The organism is Gordonia namibiensis NBRC 108229 (assembly GCF_000298235.1).
Classification (GTDB): Bacteria; Actinomycetota; Actinomycetes; order Mycobacteriales; family Mycobacteriaceae; genus Gordonia; species Gordonia namibiensis.
Genome location: NZ_BAHE01000058.1, coordinates 1 through 14,940, shown reverse-complemented (window position 1 = coordinate 14,940; position 14,940 = coordinate 1). Strand labels below are relative to the sequence as shown.

General features: G+C 68.4%; 11 protein-coding genes. 3 read left to right on the top strand and 8 right to left on the bottom strand.

The genetic code is table 11. The features are described from left to right. Nucleotides 1-151 precede the first annotated feature (151 nt). From GONAM_RS21205 to GONAM_RS21170, 8 genes are all read right to left on the bottom strand, one after another. On the bottom strand, nucleotides 152-967 hold the full coding sequence (locus tag GONAM_RS21205) for a hypothetical protein (protein ID WP_006868807.1): 816 nt from the start codon (nucleotides 965-967) through the stop codon (nucleotides 152-154). A gap of 95 nt (nucleotides 968-1,062) precedes the next feature. Further along, complete coding sequence (locus tag GONAM_RS21200; protein WP_006868806.1) at nucleotides 1,063-3,609, bottom strand: ABC transporter permease; 2,547 nt, start codon at nucleotides 3,607-3,609, stop codon at nucleotides 1,063-1,065. A gap of 21 nt (nucleotides 3,610-3,630) precedes the next feature. Further along, nucleotides 3,631-4,458, bottom strand: a complete 828-nt coding sequence (locus GONAM_RS21195; RefSeq protein WP_006868805.1) for an ABC transporter ATP-binding protein — start codon at nucleotides 4,456-4,458, stop codon at nucleotides 3,631-3,633. A 123-nt stretch (nucleotides 4,459-4,581) separates the two neighbouring features. Beyond that, nucleotides 4,582-5,589, bottom strand: coding sequence for an esterase-like activity of phytase family protein (locus tag GONAM_RS21190; protein ID WP_040537150.1), 1,008 nt, complete (start codon nucleotides 5,587-5,589; stop codon nucleotides 4,582-4,584). Between the two features lie 62 nt (nucleotides 5,590-5,651). Continuing rightward, nucleotides 5,652-7,478, bottom strand: a complete 1,827-nt coding sequence (locus tag GONAM_RS21185) for a phosphoenolpyruvate carboxykinase (GTP) (RefSeq protein ID WP_006868803.1) — start codon at nucleotides 7,476-7,478, stop codon at nucleotides 5,652-5,654. 184 nt (nucleotides 7,479-7,662) lie between these two features. Next, nucleotides 7,663-8,109, bottom strand: coding sequence for a DUF6802 family protein (locus GONAM_RS21180; RefSeq protein ID WP_006868802.1), 447 nt, complete (start codon nucleotides 8,107-8,109; stop codon nucleotides 7,663-7,665). Continuing rightward, nucleotides 8,106-9,584: a hypothetical protein gene (locus GONAM_RS21175; protein WP_006868801.1), complete on the bottom strand. Its 1,479-nt coding sequence runs from the start codon at nucleotides 9,582-9,584 to the stop codon at nucleotides 8,106-8,108. Before GONAM_RS21175 ends, GONAM_RS21180 begins: the two co-directional genes overlap by 4 nt. Next, nucleotides 9,581-10,456, bottom strand: a complete 876-nt coding sequence (locus GONAM_RS21170) for a P-loop NTPase family protein (protein WP_167330280.1) — start codon at nucleotides 10,454-10,456, stop codon at nucleotides 9,581-9,583. The genes GONAM_RS21175 and GONAM_RS21170 overlap by 4 nt, the downstream gene beginning before the upstream one ends. A 191-nt stretch (nucleotides 10,457-10,647) precedes the next feature. On the opposite strand from GONAM_RS21170, the gene trmB reads away from it, so the two are divergent. The 3 genes from trmB to GONAM_RS21155 all read left to right on the top strand — a co-directional run. Then, nucleotides 10,648-11,436 (top strand): tRNA (guanosine(46)-N7)-methyltransferase TrmB, encoded by a 789-nt coding sequence (gene trmB / locus GONAM_RS21165; RefSeq protein ID WP_006868799.1) that lies wholly within the window; start codon nucleotides 10,648-10,650, stop codon nucleotides 11,434-11,436. Then, complete coding sequence (locus tag GONAM_RS21160) at nucleotides 11,433-12,119, top strand: NYN domain-containing protein (protein ID WP_006868798.1); 687 nt, start codon at nucleotides 11,433-11,435, stop codon at nucleotides 12,117-12,119. Before trmB ends, GONAM_RS21160 begins: the two co-directional genes overlap by 4 nt. A 229-nt stretch (nucleotides 12,120-12,348) precedes the next feature. Then, nucleotides 12,349-14,940, top strand: a 2,592-nt coding sequence (locus GONAM_RS21155) for an MMPL family transporter (RefSeq protein WP_006868797.1), incomplete at its 3' end; no start/stop codon positions are given.

The window sequence follows — 14,940 nt, the reverse complement described above, 5'->3', positions numbered from 1 at the left end:
ACTCAACCAGCAGACCCACGGCGCGCAGTTCCTCGCCTACTCAACCAGCAGACCCACGGCGCGCAGCCCCTCGCCTACTCAACCAGCAGATATGTCCTTGCCGGCCGAGTAGCGCCGCCCGAGCGGAGCGAGGACGCCGCGTATCGAGGTCCTACTCCGCAGACAGATCCGCGGTGCAGTTCAGCGTGCCGCCGTTGCTCGTCGCGGTCGCGAGCTGCTCCCCGTCGACGAGGATGCTGCAGGTGACCGGGCCGCGCACGACGATGGCCGACAGGGTCGCCTTGTTGCCCTTCACGTTCACCCGCTGCGACCAGGGCGAACCGGTGGCCGCGATGACGGTCGGCGGACCGCCGCCCCTGCTGAAGCTGAGCGCGACGACGTCACCGTTGCCGGTGAGCTGGTAGATCACCGTCGCCGGACCCGGCTTCTTGGTCGGAGTCGACGTCGTCTCCTCGGTCGTGGTCGTGGTGGTCGGGGACGAACTGGTCGTCGTCTCCTTGCTGGTGGTCGTCGTCGAGGACGAGGCCGCTGCCGCGGACGAGCCGTCGTCGCCGCCGGACCTCGAGACCAGCGCGACGACCAGGCCGAGGATCACCAGAGCGGCCAGTGCCACCAGCGCGAGACCGATGGTGCGTCCCTTCGACGATCCGCCGCGCGGAGGCTCGCCACCCTGGGGTGCGTCGTACGGCGATGCCCCATACGGCGAGCCACCGGTGTACTGGGGGTCGGCGTACTGGGGCTGACCGTACTGGGGCTCGCCGTACTGGGGTTCGCCGTACTGGGGTTCGCCGTACTGGGGTTCGCCGTATCGGGGCCCGGGGTGCGGCTCGGTGTACGGCTCACCGGCGTGCGGCTGGGTGTAGGCCTGCGACGGCGGCGCCGAGGGGTCGAAGTCGGGATCGAACTGTCGGGTCTCCGGCGGATCGTTCCGCGGGTCGTTCGGATCGCCCTGGGGTGGTCGCGTCATGCGGACGATTCTGTCATCCGGTTCCTGATATCGGTCTGTGAGCACGCGGCCCGGGCAGAACCCGGGCCGCGCGAACACAGATCAGGAGCGGGACATCAGAGGTCGGCGATCGCCTCGAGGGGCCCGGTCCGGGCGGCACGGACCGCCGGCCACAACGCGGCCAGCACACCGACCACCGCCGAGGCGACCAGCGTGATCGCGATCAGCGACCACGGGATCACCGGCGCACCCAGCCCCCACGCCGCGAGCGTGCGCACGAGGGCCACACCGATCAGCGTTCCGAGGATCACGCCGACCACGGCACCGAAGATCGAGATCAGCACCGATTCCAGGTAGATCGAACGACGCACCTGGCCTCGGACCATGCCGATCGCACGCAGCATGCCGATCTCACGCTTACGTTCCACCACCGACAACGCCAGGGTGTTGATGATGCCGAGCACCGCGATCAGCAGCGCCAGACCGAGCATCGCGTAGAGCGTGCCCAGCATCTGGTCGATCTGCGCGGAGATCTGGCCCTTGAACTGGTCGCGGTCCTTGACCTGGACGGTCAGGAACCCGGCAGTCGCGTCCTCGAGCCCGGACCGCAGGGTCTCCAGGTCGGCGCCGGCCTCGGCCTTCACGAAGACCGTGACGTCGAAACGCGCCGGGGGCGGGACCAGTCGGTCGTAGACCGCCGGGCCGACGACCCACGGCTGGAGGGCCTCGTTGTCGGCGTAGATGCCGGCGATCGGGACCTGGACCTGCTCACCGGTGGGTGAGGTGAAGTTCAGGACCTGACCGCGCTCCCACCCCTTCGTCATGGCGGTGCGGTGGCTGATCAGCATCCCGTCGGCCGGCAGCGTCGACGACGCGCCGTCCTCCATGTCCATGACCGTGACGTCGTTCAGCGGTCCACCGAGCGCAGAGAACCCCTGCACCGGCTGGTCGTCGACCTTCGCCTGCACGACGCCGAACGAGACCACCTCGCCGACGCCCGGCACCTTCTCCACCGAAGGACCCACCGTGGGCGGCAACGGTCCCTGGTTGGTGCCCGCCAGGATGTAGTCGGCGGTGATGCCGGAGTCGACGGCATCGTCGACCGTGCCCTTGAACGACTGGCCGAGCGTGCCGATGATCGCCACCAGCATGAGTCCCAGCGTCAGGGCGAAGGCCGTGGCGGCCGAACGTCGGGGATTACGAACAGCATTCGTGCGTGCGAGTCGTCCGATCGTGCCGAACGGCGCACCGATCGCGCGGCCGAGCACCCCCACGAACGGACGTGAGACAGCCGGTCCGACCAGCACCGCGGCCAACACCGCGCCGCCCGCGCCCGCACCGACCGTCAGTGCCGGTCCGGTGCCCTCGCCCATCGCGCCGACCACGATCGCCACGATCGAGGCCACGCCGAGGACCGCGCCGATGATGGTGCGGTTGCGCAACGACGCCGAGCCCTCTGCTGCCGACGCCCGCATCGCCTCGACCGGCGGCACCCGTGCCGCACGGGCGGCGGGCACCCAGGCGCTGATCATCGTGACGACGACGCCGACCAGGATGCCCGCGAGCACCGCGCCCACCCCGACCGTCAACTCGCCCTCGGGAAGACCCGACGTCGCACTGATGACGGCCTTGAGCACGGCAGCGAGGCCGATGCCGATACCCAGACCCAGCGCACCGCCGAGCACGCCGACGACGAACGCCTCGAACAGGACCGATCGCGACACCTGGCGCTGGCTCGCCCCGACCGCCCGCAGCAGCGCGAACTCGCGGTTACGCTGCGCGACGATCATCGAGAAGGTGTTGTAGATGATGAACGTGCCGACGACCAGACCGATCGCGGCAAAGGCCAGCAGGATGTACTGGAAGATCTGCAGGAACTCGTTGACCTGTTCCTTCTGGTCCTCGCGCACCTGATCGCCGGTCCGAACCTTGTACAGATCGGCGTCGGCGCCGAGGAAGGTACGGACCCGCTCCTGCAGCTGCTCCGGGGACACCCCGGCGACGGCCGACATGTCGACGAGCCCGACGTGCTGACCGTCGGTGAACAGGCGTGACGCGGTCGCCGCGTCGAACTGTGCGTTGACGTAGCCACCGGTTGAGGAGGGCAGGTCGATCAAGCCGACGACGGTGACCTCGAGTGGTTCGGAGTTGCCCTGGCCCACGACGACCTTGGTCTTCGATCCGACCTTGAGGCCGGCCTCGTCGGCGGCCGAGGTGTTCAACGCGATCTCACCCGCGTTGGCCGGACCGCGACCACCCGGCTGGATCCGGGACTCGTCGGGATCGAGCGCCTCGTTCTCCGGGATGTAGGTGGTGCCGACGCTCGGGGCGCCCCCGGTCTGGATGGCCTTGCCGTCCGCGTCGGCAACGGTGATCAACCCGTTGTTGTTGACGACGAGCTTGTCGATGCCGAGTTCGGCGCGCTGCGAACGCAACTGGTCGACGACCGACAGCGGAACGCCAGGTGACTGCCGGTCAGCGGGCGTCACCTCGACGGCAACGCCCTGCGCGGCACTGTCGAAGATGTCGGTGAAGGCCTTCGAGATGGTGCTGGTGAACACGATCGAACCGACGACGAAGGAGGTGCCGAGGACGATCGAGAAGAGCGTCAGGAACAGACGTAGCTTGTGCGCCCGCAGGTTTCGCAGCGAAACCCGGCGCATCACCGATGATGACGCCACGGCTCAGAGCGCTTTGGAGGTCTCGGCCGCAGCCGACTCGGAGGGGGCGTCGGTGTGATGGACCCCGTCGAGGTTCTTCATCACCTCGAAGACGTCGTCGGCGCTCGGGCGGGCGAGCTCCTGCACGATCTGGCCGTCGGCGAGGAACACCACACGGTCGGCGTACGACGCCGCACGCGGATCGTGGGTCACGATGACGACGGTCTGGCCGAACTCGTCGGTGGCGGCACGCAGGATCGAGAGGACCTCACCGGAGGACCGCGAGTCGAGGTTCCCGGTGGGTTCGTCGCCGAAGATGATGGCGGGCTTGCCAATCAGCGCGCGGGCACACGCCACGCGCTGCTGCTGACCGCCGGAGAGTTCGCTGGGCAGGTGCCCGAGGCGATCGGTGATGCCGAGTCGCTCGGTGACGGCGTCGAACCACTCGGTGTCGACGGTGCGGCCGGCGATGTCGACCGGGAGGGTGATGTTCTCCTTCGCGGTGAGCGTCGGCACCAGGTTGAACGCCTGGAAGACGAACCCGATGCGGTCGCGGCGGAGCATCGTCATCGCCTTGTCGGACAACGCGGTGAGATCGGTGTCACCGATGTGGACACGACCCTCGCTCGCGACGTCCAGGCCGGCGAGGCAGTGCATCAGCGTCGACTTGCCCGACCCCGACGGACCCATGATGGCGGTGAACTCGCCCTCGCGGAACTGGATCGAAACGCTCTTCAGTGCCTCGACGGCGGTGTCGCCCGTGCCGTACCGCTTGGACAGGTTCTCCGCACCCGCAGCCACTCCGTGTTTCGGCGCTCCGGCATCGCGGGCGGCCGCATCAGTCGTCGTCATGCCCTCAACGGTGCCAAATCCGACGCCGAATGGCTATCAGGTAACCCCCTGACACCACCCTGAGGCGGGAATTGTCACACCCTCCCATCCGCTCCCCGAGTGGCCCCGAGCCCGCGGAGGGGTCTACTTCGGCAGCTGAACCTCGAACGAGTGGACGCGGGTGGGCGCCCCGGCGTTCTGGGAGACGACGAGCAGGGTCCGGCTGCGTGCCTTGGCGAACGGGGTGTCGGGATGCCAGTTGCCCCAGGCGAGGCCCGACATGTCGCCGGTGACGAGGCGCGGCGTTCCGGTCGTGGAGAAGATGCGACGCTTCGGCATCACCTTCTCCTTGCCGGAGAGCTTCTTCGTACCGGCCACCGACGTCGCGCCGCGGGTGGTGGTCCAGAAGATGTTGGTCAGCTTGCCCGCACCACGCTCGAGGACCAAGAAGTCGGTGGAATTGATCGCCAGCACGTCGGCCGCGACCTTGTTGGCGTCGGTGCGGTAGACGAACTCGCGGTTGGGCTTGCCGAAGGTGAGCAGACGCGCCGAGGTGCGGCCGTCCTGCTTGAGGCCGCCCGCGGTCAGCACCGAGACCTGGCCCTGCGGACCGACCGCGACGCCGGTGAGCCCGCGCTGCCCAGCGACGCCCGACTTGGACGAGGGACGCCACGCGGCCGGCAGCGGGAGGTCGCGGGTGAACTGGCCCAGCGGGCCGATCTGCCGGACGAACTGGTTGTTGCCGCCGCTGACGACGGTGTAGCCGCCGTTGGTCTTGCGGATGCCCTCGAACTGCGCGCCGCCCGGCAGCAGCGGCACAAACCACGGTCCGAGAACGGTACCGCCGCCGTTGAGTGCCGGCCGACCCACGAATGATGCGGTCTCCGAGGAGTATCCGATCCGAGCGGTGAAGAACCGTGCGGGGAGCACGTCCTCGGCGATCAAGGCGTACTGACCGTTACCGGTCCGGTCCAGGCCGGTGATCCGGTTGAACGTCGGGACGAAGTCGCCGAGCGTCGTCGTGTCGGTGTAGTACGCGCTGACGCCGGCGCCGGAAGCCGGTGCGGCCGTGGCTGGTTGAACTGCGAGCGGAGAGGACAACCCGAGTACACATGCACCGGCGATCGTGGCCCCCCACAAACGTAGCTTCATGAGGGGCACGATACCTCAACCGTCACATCAGTCTCAGGCCGAACTACCGGACCGATCGCCGATCAGGCCAGACGCTGCTTGAGACCTTCGAGCTCGTCGCGCAGCGAGGTCGGCAGCTTCGGGCCGATGAACTCGAAGAGCTCCTCGATCGACGGGATCTCCTCGCGCCACTCGTCGGCCTTGAACGCCAGCGCCTCGGCGACGTCCTCGGCGGGCACGTCGAGACCGGACACGTCGATGTCCTCCGGCTTGGCGACGATGCCGATCGGCGTCTCGATGCCCTCGGCCTCACCCTCGATGCGGCCGATGATCCACTTCAGCACGCGGCTGTTCTCGCCGAATCCGGGCCACAGGAAGCGCTTGTCGTCGCCACGACGGAACCAGTTGACGTAGAACACCTTCGGCAGCTTGGACTCGTCGGCGTTCTTGCCGATGTTCACCCAGTGCTGCAGGTAGTCACCGACGTGGTAGCCCATGAACGGCAGCATCGCCATCGGGTCGCGACGCACGGTGCCGACCTTGCCCTCGGCTGCGGCGGTCTGCTCCGAGCCGACGGTGGCGCCCATGAAGACACCGGTCTGCCAGTCCCGGGCCTCGGTCACCAGCGGGACGGTGGTCTTGCGACGGCCACCGAACAGGATCGCCGAGATCGGCACGCCCTTCGGGTCGTCCCACTCGTCGGCCAGCGACGGGCACTGCGAGATCGGGGTGCAGTAACGCGAGTTCGGGTGCGCCGCATTGCTTCCGGACTCGGGAGTCCAGTCGTTGCCGAGCCAGTCGGTCAGGTGGGCGGGGGCCTCGCCGTCGATGCCCTCCCACCAGATGTCACCGTCGTCGGTGCGAGCGACGTTGGTGTACAGGGTGTTTCCGGCCTCGATGGTCTTCATCGCGTTCGGGTTCGAGTCGTAGCTGGTGCCGGGTGCGACACCGAAGAAACCGAACTCCGGGTTGATCGCGTAGAGGCGGCCGTCCTCGCCGAAGCGCATCCAGGCGATGTCGTCGCCGACGGTCTCGGCCTTCCAGCCCGGGATGGTGGGCTGCAGCATCGCGAGATTCGTCTTGCCACAGGCACTCGGGAACGCCGCGGCGACGTAGTAGACCTTGTTCGCCGGGCTGGTGAGCTTGAGGATGAGCATGTGCTCGGCCATCCAGCCCTCGTCGCGGGCGATGACCGATGCGATGCGCAGGGCGTAGCACTTCTTGCCGAGCAGGGCGTTGCCGCCGTAACCCGAACCGAAGGACCAGATCTCGCGGGTCTCGGGGAAGTGGGTGATGTACTTCTCGGTGTTGCACGGCCACGGCACGTCGGCCTGGCCCGGCTCCAGCGGCGCACCCACCGAGTGCAGTGCCTTCACGAAGAAGCCGTCGTCGCCGAGGATCTCGAGCACGCGCGGGCCGACGCGGGTCATGATCTTCATGGACAGGACGACGTACTCGGAGTCGGTGATCTCCACGCCCAGCTTCGGGTCGTCGGAGTCGAGGGGGCCCATGCAGAACGGGATGACGAACATCGTGCGGCCGCGCATGGAGCCCCGATACAGATCGGTCATCGTGGCGCGCATCTCGGCTGGCTCGACCCAGTTGTTGGTCGGGCCGGCGTCTTCTTCCTTCTCCGAGCAGATGTAGGTCCGCGACTCGACGCGGGCGACATCGGCGGGATCGGAGCTGGCGAGGAAGGAGTTCGGCTTCTTCTCCTCGTTGAGCTTCACGAGGGTGCCGGCCTTCACCAGATCGTCGGTGAGGCGTTCCCACTCCTCGTCGCTGCCGTCGGACCACACGACCCGATCGGGCTGCGTCAATTCCGCGACCTCGGCAACCCAGGCCAACAGACCCTGGTGGTTGGTCGGCGCGCTGCTCGGGTCCAGTCCGGGGATGGTGGCTGCGGTCATCGTTGGGGCCTCCTGGCGAGCGTGTGACCTGCTGGAATGGTCACCGGTCAGTCGTCTAGGTGTCCAGGATACGTGCACCGAGCGGACGCTAGGTGTGGGGGTCGGCGACTGCGTCTTATCCCACACCGAGGGGATATGGGACCAAAGTCCCTGGAAGACGGCCGTCGGCCGATCCTCGGCCTGCTCAGCCGATACGCCCCGAGCCGCCGGGGATCCATCCGCCGGTCTCCGGGTCGAGCACGGCCGAGCTGAAGCCGCCGTCGGCCCCGATCTCGGTGATCTTGTCGACCTGCCCGTCCCGGTCGCTGTCGGTGTACACGGTGAACCCGTCCGGCCCGTTCCGGGTGAGCGAGTCGTTCACCCCGTCGTCGTCGGTGTCGACCTCCGCCGGGCCGAGATCCCAGATGCGGCCGTCCTCGTGCATCCACAGGTGATCGTCCAGGTCGTCGGCGGCCGATTCCGCATGGACCGCGGCGACCGAATCGACGTGCGGGTCGTATCCGGGGCCGGCGCCGGGGAGAGCCGCGGTCTCGAACGGCCCACCCGACAGGGCCGCTGCGTCGGGCCGGCCGGCGTCGAACGGATCGCCTCCCGCGTGGTCACCGTCGAAGATCGAATCCATCTCGTTCACCTTGTCCCGTCCTCGCCGGAGCCGGCCTGTTCGTCCGTGCTCGGGTGGTTCTCGTCGTCGCGATCTGCCCACAACTGCCCGGAGCGGGCCAGGAGCTCGCGGTGCACGGCTTCCGCGCGGTCCCGGCGAAGACGCACGTCCCGGTTCGTCACGCCCCCGCGCAGCCGCCGGATCTCGTCGTCGATCTGCGCGATCTGTTCGCTCGTCCGTCGTGCGCGGCGTTCGTGGGCCCGGGCGATCTGCCCCGCGATCCGGGTCTCGGCCGCGGCGAACCGCAAGCCGAGCTGATGGTCGAGTGCGGAGCGCGCAACGCTGAGCCGCTCGGTGCTGCGGGCCGTGCGCTCGGCGCGTTCCAACGCACCCCGCCTGACCCGGATCACCCAGACCGCGACGCCGATCCCCAGCAGCAGGGTCAGCGGCATGCTGATCCACTGCAGCGTCTGCACCGACGCCATCGGTGCGACGATCAGGCGCCCGATGCCCAGGCCGGTCGAGGCGCCGATGACGACGAGCAGCGCATCCTCGGCACCACCGCGCCGACGGCCATCGCCCGGGCCGTCGGCGGGAAGCGGGGTTTCCGCCCACGGCTCCGGTGGGGAAGGTTCGGGGTCGAGTCCGACCAGGGCAGTGGCCGCGACCTCCTCGATGCGCTCGTCGGCATCCCGACGGATGCCGTCGGCGAGGTCGTCCCAGCGGCTGCCGAGCCACGATTGATGCTCGGGAACGTTGTCCGGCGCGTCCCCCGCTGCCAGCGCCGCTAGTCCACGCACACGTGCCTGGAGTTCGGCTGAGGACTGCGCCCTGGCTCGGGTCAGGCCGGCGCGCACGGCTGCGAGCCGATCCGCGCGGCCACGATCTCGCGAAGACAGCAGCCGACGTCGGGCATTCATCAACTCGTCCTGCGATCCGGATGCGTCGGTTCCGCTGTCGGTGTCGTCCAGCAGGTGTTCGACGACCCCGACGCCTGCAGCGAGACGGGCACGCTCGACGCGCACCGCGTCGGGGGCCTCGAGCGCTTCGCGTATCCAGTCGACCAGCGCGTCGACCCCGGAGTCCTCGACGGCGCCGCCGAGCGCAGCGGCCGCCGCCACCCCGAACAACGGCATCGTCCCGAACGGGTCGAGGGTCTTGCGATGGTCGCGAACGATCCGAGGCCATTCCCAGAACGCGTCGATCTTGGTGCACACCAGTGCGACGGTCCCGACCGTCGCACGCACCCGCGCGACAAGCTGGAGTTCCTCATCACCCACCGACGACGCGGGATCGACGACGACCAGCGCGACTCCGGGCCGGGCTCCGGCCTCGATGTCCCGGATGTGGGTGTCGAGATCAGGGGCCAATCCCCGAAGGGCGTCGACGAGGGTGTGCACGCCGACACCCTCGGTGCCGACGACCAGGACTCCGGAGCCGGTTCCGACGGTCGCGGCGTCGAACCCGGTCAGTTCTCGCGCCGCGTCGAGTACCCGCGCACTCATCCGACACCTCCGGCCGCGAGCAGACGTTCGGCGTTCACCCGGTCGCAGCCTCTGGCAGCCGCACGTTCCAGCTCGGCGCGGACCTCGACCTCGCGCCAGAAGCGGACCCGGCCCACGCGGTCACCGAACGCCGCACCGAGCTGCGGAACCCCGCTTCGGGCGTGCAGAGCGCGGTTGAGCGCGTCCGCGTCGGCCGCCTCCGCGGATTCTTCCGCGATCAACCGCAGCGCAGTACTGATGCCATGGGCGTCGATCCGGCGCAGCAGGCCTTGCCGCAGGAGACGTTCCGCCGACCCCGGCGCACCGACGAGGAACCGGCCGGCCATCGACGGCATCTCGGTTCGTTCAGCGGCCAGCCGGGTGAGAGCGTCGAACTCCGCGGCGTCGAGATCGGCACAGGCGAGCAGCTGTGAGACGACGTGCACCGGAAGGCCCAGGTGCGTCGAAGACCGCCGGGCGACATCGGTCGCGGCCTCCCAGTCCGGGTGGGTGTCGGCCTTGCCGAGGACGACGATGATCCGGTCGGCAGGCAGCGAGCTCAGCAGTTCATGGTCGGCGCGACGCGGGGGCCCGGCCAGCACGTGAAGCCAGAGGTCGGCGTCGGCGGCAGCGCGTGGATCCTCGCCAGGGCCGGTCACGGTCAATGCGAGCCGCTCGCGCAGAGCGCGCGCCATCGTGTCGCGACCGGCTCCCGGTCGGCCGACCACCTGCACGTGTAGCGGACGCAGAAAACGCTGTCCGGCCGCAGCGAGGACCGGGACCAGCGGAGACGACGGTTCGACGAGATCGGCGAGTCCGCCCTGCTCCGCGGCCGCCGAGAGGGAATCGTGGGACGGCCGCCACCCGGGCGGCGGGTTCGTCGGTGTACGCACGTTCGCCCCCACGTCTCGACAACCCTTCTCCGCCCGACACCCCGCGTGCTCCGCGGCTGGCCCGAGACTAATCCGGATTCGCCCCGATGGCTCTCGGACCTCCACATCCCCGCCGAGAGCGCGTCGGAGTCCCGGAGAATCCCCGACCACTTGACGGACACGATCACCCGCGACTTCGCGGAAACGCCACGATGCGCAACGATGGACGGGTGAACAACAGCGCTGACAGGTCACGGCTGTACCCCCGCGTGACGAGCTTCCGATTCCGCCGGGGGACCTTGACGACCGGACAGCAACGCAACTGGGAGACCCTCTGGCCCGTCCTCGGCCGCGACCTCGAGATCGGTCCGGAACGCATTCCCGAGCCCCAGCTCGACCTGAACGCCATGTTCGGCCGGGACAACCCGAAGGTCCTCGAGATCGGCAGCGGCACCGGCATCTCGACCGCGGCGATGGCCGAGGCCGAACCCGACGTCGACGTGGTGGCGGTCGAGGTCTACAAGCCGGGCCTGGCCCAGCTGCTCGGTCTCATCGACCGGAACGGGCTGACAAACGTGCGCCTGATCCGCGGTGACGCGTCGATCGTCCTGCGGGAACTGATCCCGTCGTCGAGCCTCACCGGCGTCCGACTGTTCTTCCCGGACCCCTGGCCCAAGTCGCGTCACCACAAGCGCCGGTTCGTCCAGACGGGCACACTGGAGCTGATCGCCGACCGTCTCGTCCCCGGCGGCGTGCTCCACATCGCCACCGACCACGCGAACTACGCCGAGTGGATCGCCGAGAAGCTCGCCACCCAGGACGCCGACCGCCCCCACGTCGTACAGCTCACCCGCGAGTCGCCGATCCTGCTGGAACGGCCGACGACGAAGTTCGAGGGACGGGCGGAACGAGAAGGCCGGTTCGTCAGCGAGTTCGTGTACACGCGGCCCATCCCGCCGGCTTCCGCGTCCGGCGACACCCCTGACGGGAGCCCGGCATGACCGACCAGACCACCCCGGCCGGAACGACCACCGGCTTCGCGGACACCATCTCGGGTCAGACCGGCACACGCCGGATGCTGCTGGTGTGGGACGCGCCCAACATGGACATGGGTCTCGGCGCCCTGCTCGGCGGCCGTCCGACCGCCGCACACCGGCCTCGATTCGACGCGTTGGGCCGTTGGCTGCTGCAGCGCACGGCAGATGTGTCAGCTCTCACGGAGAACGGCGGCGTCGTCGAACCCGAGGCGACCGTCTTCACCAACATCGCCCCAGGTAGCGCCGATGTTGTGCGTCCCTGGGTGGATGCCCTGCGGAACGTCGGTTTTGCGGTTTTCGCCAAGCCGAAGCTGTCCGAGGACAGCGATGTGGACTCCGACATGCTCGACCACATCGAACTTCGCAGGCACACTGTTGGACTAGCCGGCGTGATCGTGGCGTCCGCCGACGGCCAGGCATTCCGCGAGCCGCTCCTCGAAGTGGCCGCCGACGGGGTGCCCGTCACCGTCATCGGGTTCCGCGAACACGCCAGTTGGGCCCTCACCACCGAGGAACTGGAGTTCATCGACCTCGAGGACATCCCAGGCGTGTTCCGGGAGCCCCTGCCCCGCATCGGGCTGGACTCGCTCCCGGACGAAGGCGCCTGGCTCACACCGTTCCGGCCGCTCAGCGCGCTACTGCGCTGACCGGCACGCGGTGCCTCGTCGCAGGACGCCGAGGTGCTCACTGAGGGCGTCACCGATTCCGATACCTCAGGGATCACTCAGGCAACACTGTCAAGATCTCACGGAGAACTGACAGAATCGCGACCGGCACCGTTCACCCCCGGGACGGCGTCCCGTCCGAGCGCACCGACGGCCCGACACCCCCGATCGTGGCCGGCGCCCGACACGTCGCACAAGAAAGGACATCAGCGTGTTCCGAGTAATCGGCACATTCGTGTATCGAATGCGCTTCCTCGTCATCGCGGTGATGATCGCTCTGATGGCGGGACTCGGACTATACGGTCTCGACCTCAGCAAGCATCTGAGTCAGAGCGGTTGGTTCGACCCCACGTCGGAATCCGATCTCGGTGCCCGTTACGCCGACAAGGCCCTGGGACGCGATCACACGTCTGATGTCATCCTCCTGGTCACCCCGCCGGAGGGCACGACGGTCGACGACCCGGCCTTCGGCAAGAAGGTGGAGACCTTCGTCGAAGACCTCATCGCGACCCACCCCGACATCGTCGGGCGCAGCGACCCCGGCCTCTACGACCCGTTCCTCGTCCAGCCCGCCCAGAGCGCGGTCCAGGAGCGACTCTTCACCCCCGACAAACGCCAGGCCTTCATCAGCATCGGCGTCGCGGGCGACGACGACACGTCGGTACTGGAGAACTACAACACCATCGAACCGTTCTTCGACGACATCGCCGAACGCTTCGACATCCCCGGCGCCACCTTCGAACTCGCCGGTCTGCAACCCGTCGCCGGGTCGATGGCCGACGGCATGGACAAGGACATCAAGCGCGCCGAGGTGATCGCGCTGCCGGTCGTCGCACTCATGCTGTTCTTCGTCTTCGGCGGCGTCATCGCGGCGTGTCTGCCGGTCCTCATCGGCGGCCTGACGATCGCGGGCTCGCTGGGCATCATGAAGATGCTCGCCCTGACCACCGAACTCAACATCTTCGCGCAGTCGGTGGTCACGCTCATCGGTCTGGGCATCGCCATCGACTACGGCCTGTTCATCGTGTCGCGGTTCCGAGAGGAACTCGGCGAGGGCTACTCCACGAAGGCGGCGGTCCGAAGAACCGTGATGACCGCAGGTCAGACGGTGGTCTTCTCGGCGACGATCATCGTCGCCGCCCTGGCCTGCCTGCTGATCATGCCGCAGGGATTCCTCAAGTCGGTGGCCTACGGCGCCATCGCATCGGTCTCCCTCGCCGCGATCCTGTCGATCACCGTGTTGCCGGCGATCCTGGGCATCCTCGGACCGCGGGTCAACATGCTGTCGATCAGTTCGATCCTCAAGTACACGGCGATCCCGCTGGTCCGACGCTTCTCGACCGAGGAACGCGCCGTCGCGCTGGAGAACCGGTTCTCCGGCCGGATGAAGACCAGCCAGGAAGTCGAGAACGGCTTCTGGGGACGCCTGGCCACGTGGGTGATGAAGAACCCGCTGAAGACGGCCATCCCGACCGTGCTCCTCCTCCTCGCCCTGACGGTCCCGTTCGGCAGCATCCAGTTCGGCGGCATCAGCGAGAAGTTCCTGCCGCCGGACAACTCCGCACGCGTCGCCCAGGAGAAGTTCGACGAGTACTTCCCCAGCGAGCGCACCGAAGCGGTCAAGCTCGTCATCGTCTACGACGAGACGAACCAGGAAGACCAGAACAAGCTCGAGGCCATCGCCCGTCAGGCCGACGAGGTCCCGGGTTTCACCAATAAGTTCAGTGACCCCGACAAGGCCGGCTTCGGTTCCTACGACGCCGAGCGGTACCCGAACGTGGGCGTCTACCAGGTCTCGGCCGGCCTGGTCGACCGCACCCAGGCGGCGAAGGCGATCGACCAGCTCCGGGCGATCGACACGCAGGGCCTCACCATGTACGTGACGGGTACCCCGGCGCTCACCCAGGATTCGATCGACGCGCTGATGGACCGGTTGCCGCTGATGGCGATCATGCTGGTCCTCATCACCGGCCTGTTGATGTTCCTGCAGTTCGGATCGCTGGTCCTGCCGATCAAGGCGGCGTTGATGACCGCTCTCGGTCTCGGCGCGACGCTGGGCATCCTCACCTGGATCTTCGTCGACGGCCACGGCGCGGGACTCGCGAACTTCACCCCGGGTCCGCTGTTCGCGGCGATCCTGGTCCTCATCATCGCGATCATCTTCGGTCTCTCCACCGATTACGAGGTGTTCCTGCTCTCCAGAATGGTCGAGGCCAGACAACGGGGAGCCAGCACCACCGAGTCCATCCGGAGCGGCATCGCCCACACCGGCGGCATCATCACCGCGGCAGCGGCCATCCTGGTCGTGGTGACGGGCGCATTCAGCCTGTCCGACATCGTGATGATGAAGTACATCGCCTACGGCATGATCGCGGCGCTCATCCTCGACGCCACCGTGATCCGCATGCTGCTCGTGCCGTCGGTGATGAAGCTGCTCGGCGACGACTGCTGGTGGGCACCTCGCTGGATGCAGACCGTGCAGAGCAAGATCGGTCTCGGCGAGGCCGTGCTCGAGGACGAGCCCGACGAGCAGCGCGACTCCAGCGCGGCACGCAAGATGAGTGCGGGCACCCTGGTCGCGGAGGCCCCGACCTCGGTCATGGCCGCGGCCCGGCCGCGCACCGCCCCCGCCGGAGCCGCACCCGCTCGCCGCGGAGCCCCGGGACCGGATGGTCGCCGGCCCGTTCCTCCGCGTCCCGCACCGCCCCAGCCACAGGGCAATGCACCCCAGCCCGGTGCACCGCAGCCGAATGCACCGATGACCAACGCGCCGCTGTCGAAGACGAGGCAGCCCGGTCCGCCT